The organism is Novosphingobium sp. AP12 (assembly GCF_000281975.1).
In the GTDB taxonomy this organism is placed as follows: domain Bacteria; phylum Pseudomonadota; class Alphaproteobacteria; order Sphingomonadales; family Sphingomonadaceae; genus Novosphingobium.
In genome coordinates this window covers 84,441-110,207 of sequence record NZ_AKKE01000006.1, presented here as the reverse complement: position 1 = coordinate 110,207, position 25,767 = coordinate 84,441, and the positions used below count along the sequence as shown (strand labels likewise).

General features: G+C 66.8%; 18 protein-coding genes. 14 read left to right on the top strand and 4 right to left on the bottom strand.

Annotation, left to right across the window (positions count from 1 at the left end; translation table 11 throughout):
* Together PMI02_RS00675 and PMI02_RS00670 are read left to right on the top strand one after the other, a co-directional pair.
* Positions 1–1,896 carry an XrtA/PEP-CTERM system amidotransferase gene (locus PMI02_RS00675; RefSeq protein ID WP_007677263.1) on the top strand — a complete coding sequence of 632 codons (1,896 nt, stop codon included), beginning with the start codon at positions 1–3 and terminating at the stop codon, positions 1,894–1,896.
* Positions 1,897–2,207: 311 nt separating this feature from the next.
* On the top strand, positions 2,208–4,424 hold the full coding sequence (locus PMI02_RS00670; protein WP_238538929.1) for an EAL domain-containing protein: 2,217 nt from the start codon (positions 2,208–2,210) through the stop codon (positions 4,422–4,424).
* A gap of 401 nt (positions 4,425–4,825) precedes the next feature.
* On the opposite strand, the gene zapE is transcribed toward PMI02_RS00670, so the two are convergent.
* From zapE to PMI02_RS00655, 3 genes are read right to left on the bottom strand one after another with little or no spacing between them, the layout of a single operon-like run.
* The gene (gene zapE, locus PMI02_RS00665) at positions 4,826–5,941 is read right to left on the bottom strand and encodes a cell division protein ZapE (RefSeq protein ID WP_007677259.1); all 1,116 of its coding nucleotides are present in this window, start codon (positions 5,939–5,941) and stop codon (positions 4,826–4,828) included.
* A complete protein-coding gene (locus PMI02_RS00660) occupies positions 5,938–6,402 on the bottom strand; it encodes a PaaI family thioesterase (protein WP_007677257.1) in 465 nt (154 codons plus the stop codon). The genes zapE and PMI02_RS00660 overlap by 4 nt, the downstream gene beginning before the upstream one ends.
* A 27-nt stretch (positions 6,403–6,429) precedes the next feature.
* Entirely contained in the window at positions 6,430–7,212 is a 783-nt protein-coding gene (locus tag PMI02_RS00655) for a succinate dehydrogenase iron-sulfur subunit (protein ID WP_007677256.1), read from the bottom strand.
* Positions 7,213–7,562: 350 nt separating this feature from the next.
* On the opposite strand from PMI02_RS00655, the gene PMI02_RS00650 reads away from it, so the two are divergent.
* Both PMI02_RS00650 and PMI02_RS00645 read left to right on the top strand, forming a co-directional pair.
* Positions 7,563–8,315, top strand: a complete 753-nt coding sequence (locus PMI02_RS00650) for an SDR family NAD(P)-dependent oxidoreductase (RefSeq protein ID WP_007677252.1) — start codon at positions 7,563–7,565, stop codon at positions 8,313–8,315.
* A gap of 94 nt (positions 8,316–8,409) precedes the next feature.
* Positions 8,410–10,563, top strand: a complete 2,154-nt coding sequence (locus PMI02_RS00645; protein ID WP_007677250.1) for a molybdopterin-dependent oxidoreductase — start codon at positions 8,410–8,412, stop codon at positions 10,561–10,563.
* A 63-nt stretch (positions 10,564–10,626) separates the two neighbouring features.
* Here PMI02_RS00645 and PMI02_RS00640 read toward each other — a convergent pair whose 3' ends face one another.
* Complete coding sequence (locus PMI02_RS00640) at positions 10,627–13,455, bottom strand: ribonuclease E/G (RefSeq protein ID WP_007677248.1); 2,829 nt, start codon at positions 13,453–13,455, stop codon at positions 10,627–10,629.
* A 654-nt stretch (positions 13,456–14,109) separates the two neighbouring features.
* On the opposite strand from PMI02_RS00640, the gene PMI02_RS00635 reads away from it, so the two are divergent.
* The 10 genes from PMI02_RS00635 to PMI02_RS00590 all read left to right on the top strand — a co-directional run bounded on the left by PMI02_RS00635 (position 14,110) and on the right by PMI02_RS00590 (position 25,465).
* The gene (locus PMI02_RS00635; RefSeq protein ID WP_007677245.1) at positions 14,110–14,979 is read left to right on the top strand and encodes an N-acetylmuramoyl-L-alanine amidase; all 870 of its coding nucleotides are present in this window, start codon (positions 14,110–14,112) and stop codon (positions 14,977–14,979) included.
* Positions 14,980–15,042: 63 nt separating this feature from the next.
* Complete coding sequence (locus PMI02_RS00630) at positions 15,043–17,589, top strand: penicillin-binding protein 1A (protein ID WP_007677243.1); 2,547 nt, start codon at positions 15,043–15,045, stop codon at positions 17,587–17,589.
* A gap of 53 nt (positions 17,590–17,642) precedes the next feature.
* Entirely contained in the window at positions 17,643–19,223 is a 1,581-nt protein-coding gene (locus PMI02_RS00625; RefSeq protein WP_007677241.1) for an AMP-binding protein, read from the top strand.
* Positions 19,224–19,301: 78 nt separating this feature from the next.
* Positions 19,302–20,399, top strand: coding sequence for an alpha/beta hydrolase (locus PMI02_RS00620; RefSeq protein ID WP_007677239.1), 1,098 nt, complete (start codon positions 19,302–19,304; stop codon positions 20,397–20,399).
* 31 nt (positions 20,400–20,430) lie between these two features.
* Positions 20,431–20,907, top strand: coding sequence for a MarR family winged helix-turn-helix transcriptional regulator (locus PMI02_RS00615; protein ID WP_007677238.1), 477 nt, complete (start codon positions 20,431–20,433; stop codon positions 20,905–20,907).
* 10 nt (positions 20,908–20,917) lie between these two features.
* Positions 20,918–21,985 carry a phosphotransferase family protein gene (locus PMI02_RS00610; protein ID WP_007677230.1) on the top strand — a complete coding sequence of 356 codons (1,068 nt, stop codon included), beginning with the start codon at positions 20,918–20,920 and terminating at the stop codon, positions 21,983–21,985.
* Positions 21,982–23,286: an acyl-CoA dehydrogenase family protein gene (locus PMI02_RS00605; protein ID WP_007677227.1), complete on the top strand. Its 1,305-nt coding sequence runs from the start codon at positions 21,982–21,984 to the stop codon at positions 23,284–23,286. The genes PMI02_RS00610 and PMI02_RS00605 overlap by 4 nt, the downstream gene beginning before the upstream one ends.
* Positions 23,286–24,041, top strand: coding sequence for an SDR family NAD(P)-dependent oxidoreductase (locus tag PMI02_RS00600; protein ID WP_007677223.1), 756 nt, complete (start codon positions 23,286–23,288; stop codon positions 24,039–24,041). The genes PMI02_RS00605 and PMI02_RS00600 overlap by 1 nt, the downstream gene beginning before the upstream one ends.
* Before the next feature lie 183 nt (positions 24,042–24,224).
* The gene (locus tag PMI02_RS00595; protein WP_007677221.1) at positions 24,225–25,202 is read left to right on the top strand and encodes an NADPH:quinone oxidoreductase family protein; all 978 of its coding nucleotides are present in this window, start codon (positions 24,225–24,227) and stop codon (positions 25,200–25,202) included.
* Between the two features lie 62 nt (positions 25,203–25,264).
* Positions 25,265–25,465: a hypothetical protein gene (locus PMI02_RS00590; RefSeq protein ID WP_036501610.1), complete on the top strand. Its 201-nt coding sequence runs from the start codon at positions 25,265–25,267 to the stop codon at positions 25,463–25,465.
* Positions 25,466–25,767: the final 302 nt, after the last annotated feature.

Sequence of the window (25,767 nt, the reverse complement as noted above, 5' to 3'; positions counted from 1 at the left end):
ATGTGCGGCATCGCCGGTATTTATCATCTCGAGACGCCCAAGCCCGTCGATTCGCTGCGGATCGAGGCGATGTGCGATGCCATCGCTCACCGTGGTCCCGATGGGCACGGCGTATGGACTGCCCCCGGCGTGGGTCTGGGCCATCGGCGCCTGTCGATCATCGACCTCGCGGGTTCTCCGCAGCCGATGGCCTCGCAGGACGGCCGCGCCATGCTCGTCTTCAACGGCGAGATCTACAACTACCGCGAACTGCGCCAGGAACTGAAGACCGGGGGCGCCACCTTCCGCACCGACGGCGACAGCGAGGTCATCCTTGCCGCCTGGCAGCGCTGGGGGCCGGACTGCGTGACGCGCCTGCACGGCATGTTCGCCTTCGCGATCTACGACCTGGAAGCGCGCACGCTGTTCCTTGCCCGCGACCGCCTCGGCGTGAAGCCGCTCTACTACGCGCCGCTGAGCGACGGCAGCGTCGCCTTCGGGTCCGAACTCAAGGCGCTGACGGCTCATCCCCTGCTGCGGCGCGACATCGATCCGCTGGCGGTGGAGGACTATCTCACCTGGGGCTACGTCCCCGACGACCGCGCGATCCTGAAGGGTGTGTGCAAGCTTGCGGCGGGGCATTCGCTGCTCCTGCGCCACGGGATGCCGCTGCCTCGCCCGAGCCAGTGGTGGGACGTGTCGTTCGCCGATCGCCGCAAGGGCAAGCCGGCCGATCTGGAAGCCGAACTGGTCCACCTGATGCGCCAGGCGGTATCCTCGCGCATGGTCGCCGACGTTCCGCTCGGCGCGTTCCTTTCGGGCGGTGTCGACAGTTCGAGCGTCGTCGCGCTGATGGCCGAGGCGAGCGGTCGGCCGGTCCGCACCTGCTCGATCGGCTTCGACGTTGCCGGTCTCGATGAAAGCGCATACGCGTCGCAGGTCGCCCGGCTGTTCGCGACCGACCACGCCTCGCGCACGGTTTCCCCCGACGATTTTGCCGCAATCGACCAGCTCGCCGGCATGTTCGACGAGCCCTTCGCCGATGCCTCCGCGCTTCCCACCTGGCGGGTTTGCCAACTGGCCCGCGAATCGGTGACGGTCGCGCTCTCAGGCGACGGCGCGGACGAGGCACTCGGCGGATATCGTCGCCACGTCTTCCAGCGAGGCGAGGACCGGGTGAGGGCGCTTCTTCCGCAATCCCTGCGCGGTCCGTTGTTCAGGACACTGGGCGGGATCTATCCGAAGGCCGACTGGGCGCCGCGCCCGTTGCGCGCGAAGTCCACCTTGCTATCGCTCGCAGGGGATTCCGCGCAAGGGTACGCGCGATCGATGGCCTTCACTCCGCCCGAAGTGCGCAACGTGCTCTATTCGCACGAATTTCGCCGGCTTCGGGGGAGTTACCGTGCCGAGGATGCAGTGCTTGAACTGATGCGTTCGGCCCCTGCGCGCTCCGGTCTCGACCGGGCGCAATATGCCGATCTCAAGGTTTGGCTTCCCGGAGACATCCTCACCAAGGTAGACCGCACCAGCATGGCGGTTAGCCTGGAAGCCCGCGAGCCCCTGCTCGACCACCGCCTGATCGAATTTGCCGCCAGCCTTCCGGAAAGCATGCGAGTGCGCGGAGGGCAGGGCAAGTGGCTCATGAAAAAGGCCATGCGCCGCTATTTGCCGGACGACATACTGTACCGACCCAAGCAGGGCTTCGTGACGCCCATCGCCCAATGGTTTCGCGGGCCTCTTGCCGAGACCGCCCGCGAGATCGCCGGCAGCGCCGCGATCGCCCGCACGGGCTGGTTCGACACGCGCCGCCTGGCCACCCTGGTGGATGCGCATGTCGCTGGAACCACGGATAATTCCCGTCTGCTATGGCAGCTCCTCATGCTTGACAGGGCGTTTACCGGTCTTGGTATGGGTTGAAACGGCAGCGGCCTGAGGGTTCGCGCGTATTTTACGATTTGATCGTTGCGTTCACTTAACTACACTCATTCTTAGGACCTTTGGGGTACTCCGGCTCTATCGCAGCGTCATGACGGGACGTGAATGAACAGAATCGGGCGCCATTGCCGGGATCCCAAGCAGATGATTTCTGCGGCGACGACCCACGCGCAGCGCAGCCGGCATCATGACGGCGGGGTCGGGAGATGAACGGCCTTCTCGCGCGCACCACCAATTTCTGGAAAAGGCCGCGCGTCCGCATCGTCTTCTGGGCGGCGCTGACCGGCCTCGCCATGGGCGTCAGCGGCCTTGGCCTGCCGCTGGAAGACGGCATGCGCAACATGCGCTGGTGGTCCCGGATGCATTCCTCCGACAAGCAGGTTGTTGTTGTTCAGCAGGACGATCGCACTCTGGACGAGCTGGGCGCGATCGATGTCACACATGGCAACGATGCCGACATGTTGCGGCGGTTGTTCGCTGCGGGCGCGCGTGATGTGTATTTCGCACGGTCCTTTGCCAAGCGGGGCAGCGTCTCCGACGACCTGAAGCTCGTGGACGTGCTGCGCGCTCATCCTGGAAGGGTGTATCTCGGAGCTACTCCGGGCGATGATGTCGGCAAGGGCAATTACGCCGGTGCACTTCCGCTCAAGGAATTCCGCAAGTACGCCGGTCCGGTGTCCATTCTCGTGCGACATCGGCCGCTGAACCTGAATGTCCAGCTCACCTATTCCTCGGACAGCGCAGTTGGCCGTATTCCTTCTTTGTCGGCCAAGCTGGCTGGCGTTACGAACAACTCCGACGATCTTTTCTTCCCTGATTTTTCCATTTCGGCAGCATCGGTTCCCACGCTTAGCTACATTGATGTGATGCGCGATAACTTCGATCAGTCGAAGGTGCGTGGAAAAGACGTCTTGATCGCGCCTGCCGCGACTAGCCTGAACGACGTGCACCGGATTCCCGGGCAGAATATCACCGCGCCCGGTGCCTTCTTCCATCTCATAGGTGCGGAGACGTTGAAGCGTGGCATACCTCGCGATTACGGGTGGTTTGCGCCGTTCCTTTTGGTGATGATCGTGATCGCAACCGGCCTCGGCAGGGGGCGTATGCTCGACGTCTATCGCTTCACCGGCTTGGTGGCCGTGCTCGGAGCAGCGCCGTTCGTGCTCGATTATTTCGGCATCCAGGTCGAGGTAATTCCGGCATTGGCGGTCGCCTTGGTCGCGGTCATCCGGATGCGCAACCTCGACCGCGTGGAGGTGGCCGGGGAGACCAATGCAGGTTCTGGACTTCCGAGTGTGCAGGCGCTCCGAAGCTCGGGCGATCTGTCTTCACGCATCCTCGTTTCCCTGAAGATCCGCAACTACGGCGCGATCATCGGTAGCTTCGCCGAACACGTCGAAGCCCAACTCGCCAAGGAGATCGTGCGCCGCATCCGCATCAGCGATGAAAGCGTGCTGATCTATCACGAAGGCGGCATGTTCGTCTGGTTGTCGTCGATCCGCAGCAGCTTCGATTTGTTCGAGAACCTCGAGGGCCTTCATCGGATCGTCCAGAACGGCATCCAGGTCGGCGGCATCGACATCGACCTGTCGTTCAATTGCGGGATCGATTCCGAATTCGACCGCCCGCTGTCGAGCCGCGTGGCCAGCGCCATGCAGGCGGCCGAGGAAGCCGTCCGCAACGACGAACTGGTCTACCAGCACGATGCGCGCAAGCACGAGGCGCAGTGGGAGATCTCGCTGCTCACCTCGCTAGACCGTGCGATCGACAACGGCGAGGTATGGGTCGCTTACCAGCCCAAGCTCGAGCTGAAGTCCAACCGCATCTGCGGCGCAGAAGCCCTGGTGCGCTGGACCCACCCGGAGCGCGGGCCGATCAGCCCCGACAAGTTCATCCGCATCGCGGAGGAATTCCACCGGATCGAGCGCATCACGCGTTTCGTCATCAACGATGCCGTGCGCGTCGCCGTGGACCTGGAGCGTCACGGCTACGAGCTGACCATGTCGGTCAACATCTCGGCCCAACTTCTCCGCAACCCGGGCCTGCCGGGCATGATTTCGGAAATCCTGGCGACGCACGGCCTTTCGCCCAATCGCCTGATCCTCGAGATCACCGAGACCGATCGCCTGGACCGCAGTTCGCGCACCTTCCAGATGCTGCAGCGGCTGGTCCAGTCGGGCCTGCGCCTGTCGATCGACGATTTCGGCACCGGCAACGCGACGATCGACTACCTGCGCTACCTGCCGGCGAGCGAAGTGAAGATCGACAAAACCTTCGTATCCTCGATGGAAGGCCGCAAGGATGACCTGCTGCTGGTGCAGTCGATCATCGAGATGGCGCACTCGCTCGACCGCGTCGTCGTGGCCGAAGGGGTCGAGACGGCACAGGTCCTGGAAATGCTTACCGGGATGAAATGCGACCTGGTCCAAGGCTACTACATCAGCCGTCCCGTCCCATTCCGGGATTTCCTCGACTTCGTATCGGGGCGGAGGGCGCGATTGATTGGTTAAAAATTCCTTGATGCTTCGTTAACCTGTTGTTATCCATTTGATCGGCCGCAGCGATGCGGTCGTTCACATGGGGAATGACTATGAACAAGGACATCTGGGGCGGCGGTTGGTGGGGCGGCGGCATCTAATTGATGCCGTTACCTGCTAAAGCCCACTTCGAATAGAATGGGCCGCTGCACGAAAAAAGAAGCGCTTTCCAGAAGAACTCCTGTCTTTTGGAAAGCGCTTTTTCTTTGTCTGCCGTGCACGTACTTGATGAACGCGTGGCGATACCTAGGGCGCGCTTCTTCCCGAGCGCATCATTTGCGCCGAGATTGTTAACGGTATTGAGTTTGCGTGGCTCGCTTCCGGCATCACGAGGCCTGCGAATCACATCCCGATTCGGGATTCGTTAACGAGTTTCAGTCTTCGCCGTGGCCCAGGGCGAGATAGTCAGCGCTCTGCATCTCGTTGAGACGGCTCACGGTGCGCTCGAACTCGAAACGTCCGGTCCCCGCCTGGTACAGATCTTCCGGCGCGGCATCGGCTGCTGCGATCAGCTTGACCTTGTTCTCGTAGAGGGCGTCGATCAGCGTCACGAAGCGCGCGGCTTCGTTACGGCGGTCGGGCCCCATCCTGGGAATGCCGACCAGGATCACCGTATGGTAGGCGCGGGCGATGGCGAGGTAGTCCGCCGCGCCGCGCGCTTCGCCGCAGAGGCGCTTGAAGCTGAACACACCCACGCCCTTGAGGCTCTTGGGGACATGGAGCATGCGCCCGCCGCCGACGTCGATGTCCGTCGAGGGGACATGTTCGCTGTCCTCGGGCGGATAGTCGGTCAGCCGGTAGAATGCCTCGCGCGCGGCTTCGGTGGCAGGCTCGCCCAGCGGCAGGTGCCAGGTCGCCATGCCGCCGAGGCGCTGCATGCGGTAATCGGTCGGGCCGTTGAGCGTCAGGACGTCGAGTTCCTGCTCGATCAGCGCGATGAACGGCAGGAAGTGCTCACGGTTGAGGCCATCCTTGTAGAGCTGCGACGGCGCGCGGTTCGAGGTGGTCACCACGGTCACGCCCTCGTTCACGATCAGGTACGTGAACAGGCGGCTCATGATCATAGCGTCGGCGGAATTGTTGACCACCATCTCGTCGAAGGCCAGGCAGCGCGTGCCCTTGGCGATCGTCGCGGCGACGGGCGGGATCGGGTCGCCGGTTTCCTTCTTGCGCTCGTCGCGGAGCAGCGCGTGGACTTCGAGCATGAACGCGTGGAAGTGGATGCGCCGCTTGCCGGGCATGTCGAGCGTCTGGACGAAGAGGTCCATGAGCATCGACTTGCCGCGCCCGACGCCGCCCCACATGTAGATGCCGCGTGGCGGCGCCGGCTTCTTGCCGAGCAGCTTGCCGAAGAGGCCGGTCGAGGACTGCGCCTTGTAGAGATCGCGCTGAAGACGGCTGAGGCGCTCGGCGGCGGCGGCCTGCTCCGGGTCTGAACGCAGTTCGCCGGTGGCGACCAGCGCTTCGTAGCGTTCGAGCATGGCTGTCATGATGCGGCTGCCGCGCTGGGCTTGCGCAGGGTCCCGACGAAGCTGGCGACGAGATGATCGCCCTGTTCGACGGTGCCACGCAGGAACACGAGTCGGCGCGTTTCCTTCATCACTTCGGACACGACGTCGAGCGGCTGCCCGACGCGGCCGGCGCCGATGAACTGGTTGTGGAGGTCGAGCGTGACCGAGCCGGCGGCGTCGGCGCCGAGCACCGCAAAGATGGTCGCGAACATGGCGACGTCGATCAGCGCGAGCGTGACGCCCCCGTGGACGTTGTCATGCATGTTGCTGTGCAGGCCGGTAGTCTCGACCAGGCGAAAGCGAGTGCTGCGTTCACCTTCGCGGCGGATGATCATCCGGCCCAGGCCATGGGCGTTGAACCGCACGCCGTTGCTCGACGTCCACGTATGCCAGCCCGGAAATTCCGGGTCCGGCTCGTGGATGAATGCACCTGTCGCCACGAAAAGGCCCGCTTCGGCCCTGGCCCCTTAGACCTGGCGCTCCGCCTGCATCTTCTTGATCTCGGCGATGGCGCGTGCGGGCGAGAGGCCCTTGGGGCACACGTTGGCGCAGTTCATGATCGTGTGGCAGCGGTAGAGGCGGAACGGATCTTCCAGCTCGTCGAGGCGCTCGCCGGTCATCTCGTCGCGGCTGTCGGCCAGCCAGCGATAGGCCTGCAGCAGGATCGCCGGGCCGAGGAACTTGTCGGAGTTCCACCAGTAGCTGGGGCACGAGGTGGAGCAGCAGGCGCACAGGATGCACTCGTAGAGGCCGTCCAGCTTCTCGCGCTGCTCGGGGCTCTGCAGGCGCTCCTTGCCCGAGGGCGTGGTCGAGACGGTCTGCAGCCAGGGGCGGATCGAGGCGTACTGCGCGTAGAAGTGCGTGAAGTCGGGCACGAGGTCCTTGATCACGTCCATGTGCGGCAGCGGCGTGATGCGGATCTCGCCCTTCAGGTCCTCGATCGCGGTGGTGCAGGCGAGGCCGTTCTTGCCGTTCATGTTCATCGCGCACGAACCGCAGATGCCTTCGCGGCACGAGCGGCGGAAGGTCAGCGAGGGATCCGCTTCGCTCTTCATCTTGATGAGCGCGTCGAGCACCATCGGGCCGCACTTTTCGAGGTCGATCTCGAACGTGTCGTAGCGCGGGTTCTCGCCCGAATCCGGGTCGTAGCGATAGACGGTGAACTTCTTCACCTTGGTGGCGCCCTCGGCCTTGTGGACTTTGCCCTGCTTCTTGATCTTGCTGTTGGCCGGGAGGGTGAAGGTCGCCATGAAGAATCCCCGTGATCTTGCACTGCGGCATGAACCGCGACTGATGTCACCCCTCTAGCGATTCGTCGGCACAGGGCAAGGGGTGAGAATGGCGAGGTTTTGGCTCAAAGTACGATACCAGCCCCCAGTTGCGATGCGTTCGCAGCAATCGGGCCGATGGGGTGGGTGGGAAGGCGATCGCGAACGGCAGCGGGAAGGAATCGGCGAGGGACCTCCGGGGCAATCAAGTCGCGTCGCCGTCGTCGTTGCCGGAACCGCGGGAGCGATGCGGATCGGCAGCAATCCGCTTGTCTGGTGCGTAGCCAGATGCTTGTCCTGCAGAGTAAATCGAATGAGCGGAGAGCGGTTACATGGGCGAATGGCAGGGACGCACGGCGGTGATAACCGGCGGCGGCAGGGGCTTCGGCAAGGCGTTCGGCACGGCGCTGGCGGCGGAAGGGGCACATGTCGTGCTGGTCGATATCGACGACGCCGTGGCCGAGGCCGCTGCTGAGGAAATCCGTGCGGCGGGCGGCTCGGCGGACGGCGTGGGCGGCGATGTCACCGACGAGGCGCGCATGGCCGCGATCATGGAGCAGGCCGCGGCGGTGAACGGCGGCGTCGACCTGCTGGTCAACAACGCCGGTCTCCACTCCGACGAATATGGCCAGCCGATCCTCAAGATGGGTCTCGCCAAGGTGCGCCGCCTGTTCGACGTCAACGTGCTGGGCGTGGTGTGCTGCACCCTCGCCGCGCATCCGCACATGAAGGGCAGGGCGGGCGCATCGGTGGTCAACATCTCCTCGAGCGCGGCGCACATGGGCGGCTCGGCCTATGGCGACAGCAAGCTCGCGGTGGCGGGGCTGACGATCACGTTCGCGCGCGAACTGGGCGCCGACGGCATCCGGGTGAACGCCATCTCGCCGGGCCTCATCCTAACCGAGACGATCCGCAACGAACTGCCCGAGGCGACCAAGCAGCGTGTCCAGGCCATGCAGCTGATCCCGGGCGACGGCATCGAGAAGGACATCGTCGATGCCATGCTCTACCTCGCCTCGGCCAAAGCACGCTTCGTCACCGGCGAGACGCTGCGCGTGACCGGAGGCATGGCCGCCGGGGTCTGAACCGGGCGACGCTCGCGCTTGCCGCAAGGGACAAGGCGCGGGCGTCGAATGCGGCTTGAGCGGCTGCTAGGCTGGCTGCCGGGAGAGCATCGGCATGATCGAGAACGTGAAGACCTTCTGCCGCAACTGCAGCGCGCTCTGCGCGATGGAGATCGAGGTGGAGGACGGCCGCATGTTGCGCGCCCGGCCCGACGGCAGCGTCTCGCCCTATGGCGCCTACTTGTGCCCGAAGGGCCAGTCGGCGATCGAGTTCCACAATGGCGCGGAAAATCGGCTGTTCGAGAGCCTGGCGCGCGGCGTCGACGGCGTGCTCGCTCCGATTGAGGCCGAAGCCGCGCTCGATGCGATCGGCGCGAAGCTGAAGGCGCTGGTCGCCGAGCACGGCCCGCGCTGCGTGGCGGTCTATCACGGCACCGGGGCCTACCGCACGGTGCTTGGCGGGCTGATGGAGCGGGCCTTTGTCGCCGCGCTGGGCACGCCGAACTTCTTCTCGACCATGACCATCGACCAGTCGGCCAAGTGGGTGACGATGGCGCGCATGGGCGTGATGGCGAGCGGCAAGAACGCCCTACGCGACTGCGACGTCGCGCTGCTGGCGGGCGGAAATCCGCTCGTCACCCACCAGGGCGCGCCCTTTGCGCTGGCGGAAAGCGGCGCCCCTTCGCGCGGGTTCGAGGCTGCGCGGGCGAATGGGTGCAAGGTTATTCTCGTCGATCCCCGCCGCACCGAAACCGCCCGCCATGCCGATCTGCTGATCCAGCCGCTGCCGGGCCACGACGCTGCGATCTTCGCAGCGATCGCCCATATCCTGCTGCGCGACGGCATGTTCGACCGGGCCTTCGTCGAGAAATGGTGCAACGGCCTCGATGCCGTGCGGGAGGCGGTCGCCCCGTTCACGCCCGAACTGGCGGCGGCGCGCGCCGACATTCCTGTCGAGCAGATTGAACTGGCCGCGAAATGGCTGGGCGAGGGGCGGCGGGTCTACGCCGGTAGCGGCACCGGGCCGTCTTTCTCGGCCCATTCCAATACCAACGACCACATGATCGAACTCGTCAACGCGCTGTGCGGAGGCTATCGCCGCGAGGGCGACCGGATGCGCAATCCCGGCACCTTGCGCACCAAGCCGGCCTACGAGATGGCGGTCTCCCCGACCCGCAGCTTCGAGCAGGAGCCCAGGTGCCTCAGCGCGGATACAGGCCAGCTTCTCGGCGAAATGCCGAGCGCATTGCTGCCCGGCGAGATCATGGCCGACCATCCGGATCGCATCCGAGCGCTGATCGTATTGGGCGGTGATCCGCTGATGGCCGTCGGCGATCCGGTAGTGGCGCAGCCGGCGTTCGAGCACCTCGACCTGCTGGTGTGTCTCGACGCGCGATTGAACGCGACGGGACGGATCGCGGACTATGTCCTCGCCACCAGCCAGCCGTTCGAGCGGCACGAAATCTCGATCCCCGGCGATGCGCTCTATCCGGCGCCCTTTGCGCAATACACGCGCCCCGTGGTGGAGAAACCCGGAGGCGTGCTGCACGACTGGGAGGTGTTCTGGGCGCTCGCCGCGCGCATGGGGCTGCCCTTGACGTTCAAGTTCTGGAATTATGGCCTGCGTTTCGAGGATATCGCCGAGGGCCTGCCGCTGAGCGGCGACGTCCGGCCCGATCCGGAGGACCTGTGCCGATTCCTCGCTGCCGGTAGCGCGGTTCCCTTCGACGAACTGCTGACCCATCCCGAAGGCGTGCGACCCGCGATGCAGGACCATTTCGTGCAGCCCGCTCCCATCAACACAGGCCGACTGGAGCTGATGCCGCCGGATGTCGCCGCCGAACTCGCCGCCATTCTTGCGGAGGAAGAGGACCGGCGCTTCGCCTATCGCCTGACCAGCCGGCGGATACTCCACGCGCTGAACGGGGCGTTCCGCGATGCCGGCCAGACGCGGCGGCGGTTGAAGGTCAACTTCGCCTACATGATCCCCGACGACATGGCACGCGAGGGACTGGCGGACGACGATCCCGTCGAAATCGCCTCCGAGCACGGCGTGATCGTTACGCGGGCTAAGGCGGAGGATCGCTTGCGGCGGGGCGTGATCTCGATGACGCACATGTTCGGGCCGCTCGTGTCCACCGGCGATCTCGATGCCGACGGCGGCGCGAACGTCGGTCAGCTGACCTCGCTCACGCAGGACCTCGAGCCGATCAACTTCATGCCGCGCTTTTCGGGCATTCCGGTGAACGTGAGCAAGCGCGAGGCCTGAAACGACAAACGCCGCGCGTGATCCGAAGATCGCGCGCGGCGTTTGCCTTGTTGTCAGCCTGGCTTAGGCGCCGAAGGTGCGCTGCCACCAGCCGCGGCGCGGCGAGCCGTCGGCTTCCGACTGCGCGTCCGCGGGAGCGGCTTCATCGGCAGGCGCTTCGGCGGAGGTCGCCTCGGGCTCGGCAGCAGCGACGGTCGCTTCGCCCGGAGCGGCGGACGCCTCGGCCTTCTTGCGGCGCGGCGCGCGCTTGGGCTTGGCGGCCGCTTCCTCGGCGACGACCTCGACCGGAGCTTCGGCCTCGGCCTTCTTGCGGCGCGGCGCGCGCTTGGCCTTGGCAGGCGCTTCCTCGGCGACCGGCTCGATGGCGGCCTCGACGGGCGCTTCGACCGCAACCTCGGCAGCTTCCGCTGCGTCGGCCTTCTTGCGGCGCGGCGCGCGCTTGGTCTTGGCAGGCGCTTCCTCGGCGACTGGTTCGATGGCGGCCTCCACGGGCGCCTCGACCACGGCTTCCACAGCGTCGGCCTTCTTGCGGCGCGTGCGCTTGGGCTTGGCCGGAGCGTCCTCGGCAGCGGGCGCCTCGGGCTCGGCTTCGCTCACCGCTTCGGCGGCCGGAGCAGGCTCGGCAGCTTCGGCGACATCGTCACCGTAGGCTTCGCCGTTTTCGCCTTCAGCGCCGGTTTCACCCTCGCTGCGACGACCACGCCGGCGACGACCACCACGGCGGCGGCGCTTCTTGGGCGCATCGCCCTCTTCGCCTTCCGCGTAAGTGGTTTCGGCCTCGCCTTCATCCTCGGCCTGATCGACCTCGGTGCCGGCTTCGCCTTCCTCGCCCTCGGCAGCTTCTGCCTCGGTTTCGGTCGACTCGCTGCCGTCCTCGTTCTGGCGATCGCGGTTGCGGCCACGGCGGCGCTTGCGGCGCTTGCGGCCCCTGCCTTCGCCTTCTTCGCTCTCGGCACGTTCGGTACGCTCGCCGCGCTCACGCTGGGGAGCGGCTTCCTCGCGCTCGACTTCTTCCTCTTCTTCCTCTTCCTCGATCACGAAGTCGTCTTCGACTTCCTCGGCGATCGGGTCGAAGCGGGGGACGAACTCGTTGCGCGGACCGGAGGAGACGACGCGCATCTTCGCGCCTTCGTTCTCGCCCTCTGGGATCACTTCGACGGTGACGCCGTAGCGGTCCTCGATGTCGGCCAGGTCAGCGCGCTTGGCGTTGAGCATGTAGATGGCCGCTTCGGTGGAGGCGAACAGCGAAACCACCACGCCCTTGCCCTTGGCCGCTTCGTCCTCGATGAGACGCAGCGCCGAGAGGCCGGCGGAGCTGGCGGTGCGGACGAGGCCGGTGCCGTCGCAGTGCGGGCACGAGCGCGTGGTCGCTTCCAGGACGCCGGTGCGCAGGCGCTGGCGGCTCATTTCCATCAGGCCGAAGCTGGAGATGCGACCGACCTGGATACGGGCGCGGTCGTTCTTGAGCGCGTCCTTGACGGCCTTCTCGACCTTGCGGACGTTCGAGCCGTATTCCATGTCGATGAAGTCGATCACGACCAGGCCCGCCATGTCGCGCAGGCGCAGCTGGCGCGCGATTTCCTGCGCGGCTTCGAGGTTGGTGGCGACCGCCGTCTGCTCGATCCCGTGCTCCTTGGTGGCGCGGCCCGAGTTGATGTCGATCGAGACGAGCGCCTCGGTCGGGTTGATGACGATGTAGCCGCCCGAACGCAGCTGCACGACGGGGTCGTACATCGCGGTCAGCTGGTCCTCGGCGCCGTAGCGCTGGTACAGGGGCACGGGGTCGGAGTAGGGCTTAACCTTGCGCACGTGGCTTGGCATCAGGAGCTTCATGAAGTCCCGCGCGGCGCGGTAGCCTTCCTCGCCCTCGACGACCACTTCCTCGATGTCGCGGTTGTAGATGTCGCGGATGGCGCGCTTGATGAGGTCGCTGTCCGAGTGGATGAGCGTCGGCGCTTCGGAGCGCAGCGTCACTTCGCGCAGGTCGTCCCAGAGGCGGGCGAGGTAGTCGAAGTCGCGCTTGATCTCGGTCTTGGTGCGCTGCAGGCCGGCGGTGCGCACGATGCAGCCCATCGAGCGGGGCAGCTGCAGTTCCGAGATGATCGACTTCAGGCGCTTGCGGTCCGAGGCCGAGCTGATCTTGCGGCTGATGCCGCCGCCGTGGCTCGAATTCGGCATGAGCACGCAGTAGCGGCCTGCAAGGCTGAGGTAGGTGGTGAGGGCAGCGCCCTTGTTGCCGCGCTCTTCCTTGACGACCTGCACCAGCAGCACCTGGCGGCGATGGATGACGTCCTGGATCTTGTAGCGGCGGCGCAGCGCCATGCGGCGCGCGCGCAGGTCGTCGGCTTCCTTCGAGCGGCCCGAGGGGCGGCCCTGGCGACGACGGCCGCGGCCACGGCGGTTGCCGGAATCGCCTTCGTCTTCCGAATGCTCGCCGTCGTCGTCGGCCGGGAACGCGCCTTCGACAGCGCCGTCCTCAATCGTGGCGACGTGGTCCTTGTCGGACGTGTCGACCTCGGTGAGGCCGCCGTCGTCGTCGCCGTAGTCGCCGTCTTCGTCCTCGTCGTCACCTTCGGTGGCGCGGAGCGCGGCTTCTTCCTCAGCGTGGGCGGCTTCTTCAGCCAGCAGCGCCTCGCGATCCTCCTTGGGGATCTGGTAGTAGTCCGGGTGGATTTCGCTGAAGGCGAGGAAGCCGTGGCGGTTGCCGCCGAAATCGACGAAGGCTGCCTGGAGCGAAGGCTCCACGCGGGTGACCTTTGCCAGGTAGATGTTACCCTTTATCTGCTTGCGTTCGCTCGATTCGAAATCGAATTCTTCAATTCGATTGCCCTTGAGTACCGCCACCCGCGTTTCTTCCGGGTGGCGCGCATCGATAAGCATGCGCGTTGCCATTTGATAGTCTCCGTGCGCGTCGACGCCCGGCCGGATCAGCCGGGGGGACGCGCTTGTGTTCGATTGTGTCGGATGTGCCCATGTGCGTGGCGATGGCCCGGCCGTCAGCGGCGGGGCCTTTCGTTTCGCGGGCGAGTTCGTGCGTGTGCATCTGCCGCTTCGGGAGCGGCTCAGAGCCGAGGCAATCCAGCGCCTCGTGCGCGGCGAATTGATGTTCTGCCATGAAGGCAGCGTGCCTGAGGGAAGCCGTTGATTTTGCGAGCGGAAGATCGCGCTGCTCTGGGGCACGCGCGGAAAATTGCGACCACACCGCCACCGCCCGTTCGGGCGCCGGCTGGCAGGGCGGCAATTGGCTTCTCATGGCTCGCTTCAACCTGTGAGGTCTTCCGGAAAGGATTTCCCGGCTCCCTGGACCGGAGTTATGCTCTGCCGATCCTGCCCGGCATCATATGGTGATGTTGTTCCGGAATGCGAGGACCGAAAGCGTCGTGGCTCCGGTGCGGTTGGACTAGCATTCATGACGGATGACGGCAAGTTCCTTGGCTTAATCGGTTTTACGGACCGCGTGGTTAGCCGTTCCTTTACAGAAATCCGTGGGAAAGCCGGGCGGCGGCGGATTGCGGTGGCCGTCATGTCGACTTAGTCAATCCGGCCATGTCGCGTACCCTGCAGCTGATCCTGGTCATGACGACGCCGCTGGCGCTGCTCGTCGCCGTGTTCGTGATCAACGGGACTTTCCCAACCCGCGCGGACGCCTACGACTACGTGGTGCGCTTCGACCTGCCGAGCGCGAGCGCGCCGGTCGGGTTGCCGCGCGTCGACGGACCGCCGGATGCGAGCCGTCCGCTGGTGGTGATCGATCCCGGCCACGGCGGCTTCGATCCCGGCGCTGGGCAGGGCGACCTGCGCGAGAAGACCGTCGCGCTCAAGGTCGCGCTCGCGCTGCGCGACAAGCTGCTGGCGAGCGGCGGGCTGCGCGTCGCGCTGACCCGCGACACCGACCGCTTCATCGCGCTCGCCGACCGCCCGGACATCGCCCGCCGCCTCAACGCGGACCTGTTCGTTTCCATTCACGCGGACAGCGCAACCAGCGATTCGGCGCGCGGTGCCAGCGTCTACGTGCTCTCCGAAAGCGGATCGAGCGAGGCCGCGACTCGCTTCGCCGCGCGCGAGAACGGGGCGGACCGCATCAACGGCGTCGCCCTGTCGAAGACCAGCGCCACCGTCGGCGCGATCCTGCTCGACCTTTCGCAGCGCGGGGCGCAGTCGGGCTCGACGCAGGCTGCAAGTCTGCTGCTGCGCGAACTGTCGGACGGCGGCATGGGCCTGCACCGCGACCGCCCGGAGACCGCTGCGCTCGCGGTGCTGAAGTCGCCCGACATTCCCTCGATCCTGTTCGAGACCGGGTACATAAACAATCCCGCCGACGCGAAAGTGCTCGGCTCCGCCCAGGGCCAGCAGGCATTGGCGGAGGCCGGGGCCAAGGCGATCCGGGCCTATTTCGCGAGGAAGCTGGGTGCCTGATCCAACCGCTCGCCTCAAGGTGTCTGGCCTTGCGCGAAATCGCCGTGCTAGAGGACCGGCGCAATGACCGACGCGAATGATCCCGGCGAGCAGCCGCCCGAAGACGCGACCTTCCGCATCCGCCGCGAGGCTTCCGGCGGGTTCGCCGGCGTAAAGCGCTCGATCGGTAGGGCTTGGCGCGAGCGCAAGTGGCTTCGCCGCTTCGGCTACCTTTGCGCGGCCGGACTGGTCGGGCTCGGGGTATTCTGGATCGTGCTGACGCGCGACATGCCCGATGCGAACAAGCTGCTGGAATACCAGCCGCCGCTGCCGACCATGGTGCGCGGCATGGACGGCGAGATCGTCTATTCCTACGCCCGCGAGCGGCGCGTGCAGCTGCGCTTCGTCGATTTCCCGAGGCCCTTGGTCAACGCGTTCCTTTCGGCCGAGGACCGCACTTTCTGGACCCACGGCGGCGTCGATATCGGCGGCCTCGCTGGAGCGGTGGTCGACTATGCGTCGAAGTATGGCACCGGCGTGCGCGCCAAGGGCGGCTCGACGATCACGCAGCAGGTCGCCAAGAACATCCTCATCGGTGACGAGTATTCGGTCACCCGCAAACTCAAGGAAATGCTCCTCGCGCGCCGTATCGAAGGCGTGCTGACGAAGCAGCAGATCCTCGAACTCTACCTCAACGAAATTCCGCTCGGCCGCCGCTCGTTCGGTGTCCAGGCCGCCTCGCGCGCCTATTTCGACAAGGACGTGGAAGACCTGACGCTCAGCCAGGCCGCGTTCCTCGCCATCCTGCCGCGCGCGCCCGAGGTCTACGGCCGCAAGAAGAACGAGGACCGTGCGATCGAGCGCCGCAACTGGGTGCTCGACCAGATGGTCCGCAACGGCTGGGTCACCGCCGATGCCGCCGCCGCCGCCAAGGCCGAGCCGCTCGGCCTCGTCACCCAGCGCGGCAACGCCTACCAGGCGTCTAACGGCTACTTCGTCGAGGAAGTGCGCCGCCGCCTGATCGACAAGTACGGCGAGAAGGCCGAGGACGGCCCGAACAGCGTCTATGCAGGCGGGCTCTGGGTCCGCACCTCGCTCGACACCGGGATGCAGGTGGCCGTGCGCGACGCGCTGCGCGGCGGACTGCTGCGCTATCACGGCAACCGGGGGTGGGTCGGGCCGATCGCGCATCTCAACGACCTCGAGAACTGGCAGTCCCAGCTCGTCGTCGCCAACAAGACGGTCGACTACAAGGACTGGCGCGTCGGCGTCATCCTCGACACGCCCGGCACCATTGGCGGAACGGGCCGCATCGGCTTCTCCGACGGCAACATCGCCACGCTGACCGGCATTTCCGAGCGCGCGAAGGCGGGCGACCTCGTCACCGCCGCGCCGGTCACCGCCGGAACCTGGGCGCTGCGCGCGGTTCCCGAGGTCTCGGGCGGCATGGTCATCGAACAGCCCGCAACCGGGCGCGTCGTCGCGATGCAGGGCGGCTTCGACGCCGGCCTCGATTCCTTCAACCGCGCCGTACAGGCCGAGCGCCAGCCGGGCTCGACGATCAAGCCCTTCGTCTATGCCACCGCGCTGCAGAACGGCATGACGCCGGCGACGCAGGTGCTCGACGGCACGTTCTGCGTCTTCCAGGGCGCGAACCTGGGCAACAAGTGCTTCCGTAACTTCGGCGGGGGCGGGGGCGGCAGCCATACGCTGCGCTGGGGGCTCGAGCAGTCGCGCAACCTGATGACGGTGCGCATCGCCAACGACGTCGGCATGAAGAAGGTCACGCGCACGTTCCACAACATGGGGATCGGCGACTATCAGAACTATCTCTCGTTCGCACTCGGCGCGGGTGAGACCACCGTGGCGCGCATGATCAACGCCTACGCGGCGCTCGCCAACAACGGCGTGCAGTTCTCGGGCTCGGTCATCGACTACGTCCAGGACCGCAACGGCAAGGTGATCTGGCGCGCCGACAAGAGCCGCTGCGACACCTGCAACATGCCGCAGTGGGACGGCAAGCCGATGCCGCGCGTCGCCCGCAAGGGCAAGCAGGTGATCGACGCCGCGACCGCCTACCAGACCGTCCACATGCTCGAGGGCGTGGTCACCCGCGGCACCGCCGAGCGCCTGCGCGACCTCAAGCTGCCGCTGTTCGGCAAGACCGGCACCACCAGCGGGCCGACCGACGTGTGGTTCATGGGCGGCAACCAGGACTACGTCGGCGGCGTCTACCTCGGCTACGATTCGCCGCGCTCGCTGGGCGGCTATGCCCAGGGTGGCCGCATCGCCGCGCCGATATTCAAGGACGTGCTGGAAGCCACGCGCGCGCGCTGGGGCCACCAGCCCTTCGTCGCTCCGACCGGCGTCCGCATGGTCCGCATCGACCGCGTGACCGGCAAGCGCGTCATGGGCGTGGAGCCCAGTGACGAGCCGAAAGCCGCGGTAATCTGGGAAGCCTTCAAGCCCGACACCGAACCTCGGCAATACACCGCGGAGGACGAATTCACCCGCCGCCGCGATGCGCTGGTGTCGCAGATCCGGGGTGCCCGCGATGCGCGCGAGGCATCCGCCGCGGCCAACCACGCCGATGCCGGGAACTTTGCGGAAGAGCAGGGCGGCGTATATTGATCCCCTGAAGGCCGACGGCGATCACGCCGCGGCCGCTCAGGGGAGAAGTCACGATGCCGGGTCATCATCCGTCGCACCACGCCCAAACGACGCCGGACGCCGCCGCGCTGGTCGTCGCCGACACCGGCGAGACGCTGACCTACCGCGCGCTCGACGAAGGCTCCAACCGCGTCGCGCAGTTGCTGCGTTCGCTCGGCCTGAAGCCGGGGGACCGGATCGCGGTGATGCTCCGCAACTCGCCCGAGTTCGCGATGGTCTACTGGGGCGCGACGCGGTGCGGGTGCTTCGTGACGCTGCTCTCCACCCATCTCAAGCCCGCCGAGGCGGCCTACATCATCGGCGACGCGGAGGTGAGGGTGCTGTTCCTCTCCGCCTCGATCGGCGAGACGCCGCGCGCGCTGGCGCAGGACCGCGAGAGCCTTGTCCCCGGCGTGACCCAGGTGTTCCACGCCGGCGACTTGGCGGGCGAGGGCGCCATGGCCGGCGCCCGGTCGCTGGCCGAAGCGCTGGCGGAGCAGCCCGCCGAGCCCGTGCCGGATGAGATTTCCGGCTTTCACATGATCTACTCCAGCGGCACCACGGGACGCCCCAAGGGCATCGTCCTGCCCTTCACGCCGGGCCCGATCGACGAGTTCAACGCGCTCGAGGGCGTGCTGCCGATGTACCGGCAGCTTGATCCGCTGGTATCGCTCAACGTCGGCCCACTCTACCACGGCGCGCCGCTGTCCGGCATGATCTGCGCGCACCGGCTCGGCGGCACCTTCGTCACCCAGCGCAAGTTCGATGCCGAGGGCGTGCTTGCCGCGATCGACCGTTACGAGGTGGGCATCGCCCAGTTCGTGCCGACCATGTTCGTGCGCTTCCTGGCGCTGCCGGACGAGGTCCGGTCGGCCTACGACATGTCCTCGCTGCGCATGGCGATCCACGCCGCCGCGCCGTGCCCGGTCGAGATCAAGCGGCGCATGATCGAGTGGTGGGGCCCGATCCTCTTCGAATACTACGGCAGTACCGAGGGCGTCGGCGCCACCGCGATCACCTCGCAGGAGTGGCTGGCGCATCCCGGCTCGGTCGGCCGCACATCCCTCGGCCCCATCCACATCTGCGACGAGACGGGCCGCGAACTGCCGCCGGGCGAGGCAGGGGTGGTCTACTTCGAGGCTCCTGGGGGACGGCGCGTCAACTATCTCAACGATGCCGCCAAGACGCGCGGGGCGACGCATCCCGACCATGACGACTGGTTCGCGGTGGGCGACATCGGGCGGCTCGACGAGGAGGGTTATCTCTACCTCACCGACCGCAAGGACTTCATGATCATCTCGGGCGGGGTGAACATCTACCCGCAGGCGATCGAGGACTGCCTGATCGTCCACCCGCAGGTCCTCGACGTGGCGGTGCTGGGCGTCTCCGATCCGGAGTACGGCGAGAAGGTCAAGGCGGTGGTCCAGCCCAAGGACTGGGCCGAGGCCGGGCCCGCGCTCGAGGCATCCCTGCGCGACTGGTGCGCCGCGAACATCTCCGCCGTCACCGCCCCGCGCGAATACGAATTCGTCCCCGAACTGCCGCGACTGCCCTCGGGCAAGCTGGCCAAGCATGAACTGCGCAAGCTCTACGGCAATTCGGTCGCGGTGGTCTGAGGCAGAATACTTCGCCGCTGACCAAAATGCGCTGTACTGCGCTGCTACAAGAACGATCCCCCGCAAGAGAGGAAGTCGATGATGACGATGTCGAGGATGCCTGCCCTTCGCTGCCTGCTGGTTACCGGCGCGGCCCTGTTCTCCCTCAGTCCCATGCTGGCGGCAGCAAAGGAGCCAGCGCCCGTCGCGGCTGCCGCCAAGGCTCCCGAGGTTGCCAAGCCCTACATCCGGCCCGATGTCGAAGCCTATCTCAAGGCCTATTACGCCAAGCCCCAGCCCGCGTTCACGCGCGAGATGCTGATGCAGATCCACAAGCTGCCGCCCGCCGCGCTCGCCGCGATGTCACAGCAGGACCTGCCGGTCGGCGCGATGGCGGTGACGAAGGACCTGACCATGCCGGGACCAGCCGGCCCGATCGCGCTGCGCCTGTTCGACACGCGCGCGACGCGGGCGCCCGGCCCGGTCGTGGTGTTCTACCACGGCGGCGGCTACGTGCTCGGCAGCATCGATACCCATGCGGGGATCGCCGCGGAGATCGCGCGGCAGCTCGACTTGCCGGTGGTCTCGGTCGAATACCGCCTCGCGCCCGAGAATCCCTGGCCCGCCGCGCCCGACGACGGCGAAGCGGCGGCGCGCTGGGTCGCGGCCAACGGCAAGGCGTTCGGGCGCGAGTTCACCGGTCTCGTCCTCAGCGGGGACAGCGCGGGCGGCAACCTCACCCTCGTCACGGCGGCCGCGCTGCGGGACAAGCCGGCGGCCGTGCCCGTGGTGCTGCAGGTGCCGATGTACCCGGCGACCGATTTCTCCCGGACCTATCCGTCGAACACGCAGAACGCGCAAGGCTACATGCTCGACGCCAAGAGCATGGCGAGTTTCAGCCAGCACTACGCCGCCGATCCGAAGAGCCTGCGCACTTCTCCGATCCTGGGCGACCTGACGGGCCTGCCGCCGACGGTGCTCGTCACCGCCGAACTCGATCCGCTGCGCGACCAGGGGCGGGCCTATGCCGCCAGGCTGGTCGAGGCAGGCGTGCCGACCGCGTTCTACGAGGGCAAGGGGCTGATCCACGGCTTCGCCACGTTCCGCAAGGCGATCCCCTCCGCGCAGGGTGATACCGCCGCGTTCCTCCAGCTCGCCCGGGCGATGCTTGACGAGCAGGCAGCGGCAAAGAAATGACATGATCGTGTCAACATGACACGCCGTTGTCATGGATACCGAAGCTTCTGAGTCGCGTCATCCGCTGGTGGGCCTCGTCGATGAGACCATCCGCCTGAACAGCCGCCTGCGCAGTGTCTTCGGCACCGCGCGGGCGGGATGCGCGCTCAACGACAGCGAGCACATGGTGCTCAACGCCGTGGTCGAGGCGGAGCAGGCGCCGACGGTGGCGCAGATCGGCCGCTCGATGGGGCATGCCCGCCAGCTTGTGCAGCGCGCCGCCAATGCGCTGCGCGACGCCGGACTGATCGAGAGCATCGACAATCCCGACCACAAGCGCGCCGCGCTGCTGCGCCCGACGCCGGCGGGCGTGGCGCTCAAGCGCGCCATCGACGCGCGCGCTGACGAGATCGCGCAGCAGCTGGTCCCCGGGCTCGACCCGGAGGAGATCCGGGCGGCGGCGGCGGCGCTGCGAGCGCTCAGGAAACAGATAGAGGCGCGGCTCAGGCAGCCGGTGGGCGCCCGCTGAGGAGAAGATGATGGACGCCGATCTCGACATACTCGCGCCGATAGGCCCGCTCACCGAGTGGCTGGACGCACACGTTCCGGAGCTGGGCAACGGGCCGCTGCGTACCAGCTTGCTCTCGGGCGGCACGTCCAACGTCGTGCTGACGCTCGACCGGGGGGAAAAGCCGATGGTCATGCGCCGCCCGCCCGCGGTGCCGCCGCCGGGCGCGGAAAAGGGCGTGCTGCGCGAGGCGCGCATCCTCACCGCGCTCAACCAGACCGACGTGCCGCGCCCGATCTGCTACGGCTCCTGCGCCGACGAAAGCGTGGCCGGCGCGCCGTTCTACGTCATGGAGAAGGTCGAGGGCTGGGCGCCGAACCTGCGCGACGAGAAGATCCACAACGAGCCGCCGTTCGACACGATGCCCTACGAATACGGCATCCCCTTCGCCATCGTCGACGGGCTCATCAAGCTCGCCAACGTCGACCACGAGGCGATCGGGCTCGGCGACTACGGCAAGCCCGGCCCGTTCCTGCAGCGGCAGGTCGATCGCTGGGCCGGCCAGCTCGCCTCGTACAAGGAGCGCTACGGCTACGAGGGGCGCGAACTGCCGGGATACGCCGCGACCGAGGAATGGCTGCGCGGTAATGTCCTGCCGAATGAGACGCGCGGCATCATCCACGGCGATGTCGGCACGCCCAACATGATGTTCCATCACGGCCCGCCCGCGCGCCTCGCGGCGATGATCGACTGGGAGCTTTCCACCATCGGCGATCCGATGATCGACATGGGCTGGTTCACCGGCGGCATGCGCGACGAGGACGAGCCGGACCGTGAGTTCCCGACCGCGCTCAACAACCCGGCCAACTTCCCGACGCGGCAGGAACTGGGGCGTTATTACTGCGCTGGCACGGGCCGCGATATCCGCGATTTCGATTACTTCGGGGTCCTCGCGAAGTTCAAGTCGGGCTGCCTGCTCGAATACAAGGTCGCGCAGGCCGAGGCGGGGATACTGAGCAAGGAGACGGGGCGGTTCTTCGCGAGGATCGTGGAACAGTGCTTCGTCGACACGGGCCGGATGGTGGAGAGGCTTTCATGATCGACTTTTCAATCGAACCCGAATTCCAGGCCAAGCTCGACTGGATGGAGCGCTTCGTGCGCGACGAGTGCGAGACGATGGACCTGCTGTTCCCCGAACAGGGCGCGCAGTTCGATCCCGGCTACACGGCGGCGAGGCGCCACCTCAGGCCGCTGCAGGAACAGGTGAAGGCGCAGGGACTCTGGGCCTGCCACCTCGGCCCGCATCTGGGAGGGCCCGGCTACGGGCAGGTCAAGCTGGGGCTGATGAACGAGATCATCGGCCGCTCCACCTGGGCGCCCACCGTCTTCGGCACCGCCGCGCCCGACACCGGCAATGCCGAGATCCTTGCCCTGTTCGGAACCCCGGAGCAGAAGCAGAAGTACCTCGGCCCTTTGATGGCCGGCGAGATCGTCTCGTGTTTCTCGATGACCGAGCCGCAGGGCGGTTCGGACCCCGACGTGTTCACCTGCAAGGCGACGCGGGAGGGCGACGCATGGGTGATCGAGGGCGAGAAGTGGTTCTCCTCCAACGCCCGCTTCGCCAGCTTCCTGCTGGTCATCGCGGTGACGGACCCCGACGCTCCGCTGACCGAGCGGATGAGCATGTTCGTCGTCCCCGCCGAGACGCCCGGCCTGGAAATCCTGCGCAACGTCGCCATCGCCGGCGACTTCGACCCCGAGAACGGCCACCACGCGCACCTGCGCTACAACAAGGTGCGCGTGCCGCTCGACCACATGCTGGGAGGTCCGGGCGAGGGGTTCAAGGTCGCGCAGGCGCGGCTCGGCGGCGGGCGCATCCACCATGCCATGCGCACGGTCGGCATGTGCAACCGCGCGCTCGACATGATGCTGGAGCGCGCGGTTTCGCGCCACACCAAGGGCAAGCAGCTGGGCGATCACCAGCTGGTGCAGGGCAAGATCGCCGACTCGGTGATCGAGCTGGAGCAGTTCCGCCTCCTCGTGCTCAAGACCGCGTGGCTGATCGACGAGATCGAGGCCGGGCGCCTGAAGCACGGCGCCGCGCGCAAGCACATCGGCATGTGCAAGGTGGCGATGGCGTCGGTCTACGCCAACGTGGTCGGGCGGGCGCTGGAGATCCACGGATCGCTGGGCATCTCGCTCGATATGCCGCTGGCCAAGTGGTACGGCGGCAACATGGCGCTCGCCTTCGCCGACGGGCCGACCGACGCGCACCGCTCGCAGCTCGCCCGCGCGTACCTGAAGCGCGCCAAGCCGGTGGATACCATGTTCCCCTCCGAGCATATCCCCACGCGCACCGCTGCCGCGCTCGAACGCTACCCGAACGCGCGGGACGCCTGATGGACCCGCTGTTCGACTTCACCGGCAAGGTGGCGCTGGTCACCGGCGGCTCGCGCGGGCTTGGCTACCAGATGGTCCGGGCCTTCGCCGAGCGCGGCGCCGACGTCATCGTCGCCAGCCGCAAGCTGGAGGCGTGCGAGGTGGTCTGCGAGGAGATGCGCAGCCTGGGCCGCAAGGCACAGACCATCGCCGCCCATGTCGGCCGCTGGGACGAGTGTGACCGACTGGTCGAGGAGGCCTACGCCGCCTTCGGGGCTGTGGATATCCTTGTGAACAATGCGGGGATGAGCCCGCGCATGCCCAGCCACGAGGTCACGGAGAAGCTGTTCGATTCCGTCCTGAACCTGAATTTCAAGGGCCCGTTCCGGCTCTCGTCACTCATCGCCAAACGCATGTTCGATCGCGCCGAGGCGGGCGGCCCGGGCGGTTGCATCATCAACGTGACGTCGTCGGGCTCGATGATGCCGCTGCCCCAGGTGGTGACCTATGGGTCGTCCAAGGCGGCGCTCAATGCGATGAGCCGCTCGCTGGCGTGGGAATATGCGCCGCATGTGCGGGTGAACACGCTGTCGCCCGGCGCCTTCCGCACCGACATCGTCGAGGCCTGGCCGGACAAGGGTCAGGGACCGATCGCCATCCCGCGCGGCCATGCCGCGAACCCGGAGGAGATCGTCACCGCCGCGCTGTTCCTGGCGAGCCCGGCCTCGGTGAACGTGACAGGTTCGATCGTCCGCTGCGACGGCGGCCAGCATTGAAAAAACCGTTCCGCCGCAGGCAGAAACCCATCAATCTCCCCTCCCGCAGGCGGGAGGGGGCCGGGGGAGGGCCTGTGGACCTTTCTGCGGCGATTTTATGAAACGTAACAAGCCCTCCCCCAACCCCTCCCGCCTGCGGGAGGGAAGTTCAGGGGCCAAGGACCTCGTCTTGGGAGCTCTTTCATGACCCACGCCGTGATCGGCCGCCAGTTCGGCCCGCCCGAAAGCTACGCCCTCGAACCCTTCGACCCCGGCAGCCCGGGTGAGGGACAGGTGCGCGTCGCCATCCGGGCGGCGGGCGTGTCCTACGTCGACGTGCTGACCGCCATGGGCCAGTACCAGTTCAAGCCGCCGTTGCCGTTCATTCCCGGCAGCGAGGCCGCGGGCGTGGTCGAGGCGGTGGGGCTGGGCGTGACGCATCTGGCGACGGGCGACCGCGTGTTCTGCGGTGGGCTCGGCGGACTGTTTGCCGAGGCCAACTGCTTCCGCGCCGCCAACATGGCCAAGATCCCGGACGCGATGAGCTTCGAATCCGCCGCGGTCTTCGCGGTGAACTACCAGACGGCGTACTACGCGCTCGCCGACCGGGGCCGCGCGCAGGCGGGCGAGACGCTGCTGGTGCTCGGCGCGGCGGGCGGAACGGGCTTCGCGGCGATCCAGGTCGGCAAGCACCTTGGCCTGCACGTCATCGCCTCGGCCTCGAGCGCGGAGAAGCAGGCCGCCGCTCTGGCGGGCGGCGCCGACGCGGTGGTCACCACGGGCGCGGACGACTGGCGCGAGCAGGTGGCGGCGGCGAACGGCGGGAGGCCGGTCGACATCGTCTTCGATCCGGTCGGCGGCGATGCGACCGAACTCGCCTTCCGCAACCTCGGCTACGATGGGCGCCATCTGGTGATCGGGTTCCCCGCCGGGATCGCGGCGCTGCGCACCAACCTGCCGCTGCTCAAGAGCGCCAGCCTCATCGGCGTGCAGATGCGCGACCATGCGCTCAAGCGCCCGGCCGAGGCCGAGGCCATGCGCCGCAAGGTGATGGAACTGGCGGGCGAGGGGCTGTTTTCCCCCGCAATTGCAAAGCGTTATCCGATCGCCGGTTATGCGGCGGCGATGAACGCGGCGTTCTCGGGCAAGGCGGCGGGCAGGGTGGTGCTCACCATGGAGTGAGCGTGGAAAACGTGGGCGCGCCCTATGGACGAAGGGGTGGCCCGCTCGGTAGCGGCGCGCTCATGAGCATCATCGCAACGATCATGAATTCGGCCACCGGCCAGCCCATCCAGAAGATGACCTTCGGGCGCATGCCCAAGCCCTGGGCCAGCTTCAACCTCGCCACCGGCGAACTGGTCACCGCCGACCGCGTGAACGTCGGCAAGCCCGCGCCGGGCAAGTTCGTGGCGCCGGTGGAGGTATGGGTCACGCCCAAGGCCTGATCTGCCAGCGGCTCCCCCTTCTCTCGTCATTCCCAACTTTGCGGAGATGACGAAGCAAGGAGGCTCGGCCGCTGTCCAAGAAAGGGCGGTCAGGACAATCCATTTTCCTACACACCCCCGCCCGCGATACGGTGGCGGGCATGTTCCGACACGGTAAACTTCCCCCGTCTCCGCCCCCGCAAGGTGACAGGTGTCACCTTGGGCGAGCGTGCAAGGCGACACCAAAGGCGACACTTTCCCCGCGCAAGGCGACACCTGTAACCCACAAGGCGACACTCTTTGCGCGCAAGGCGACACTTTTC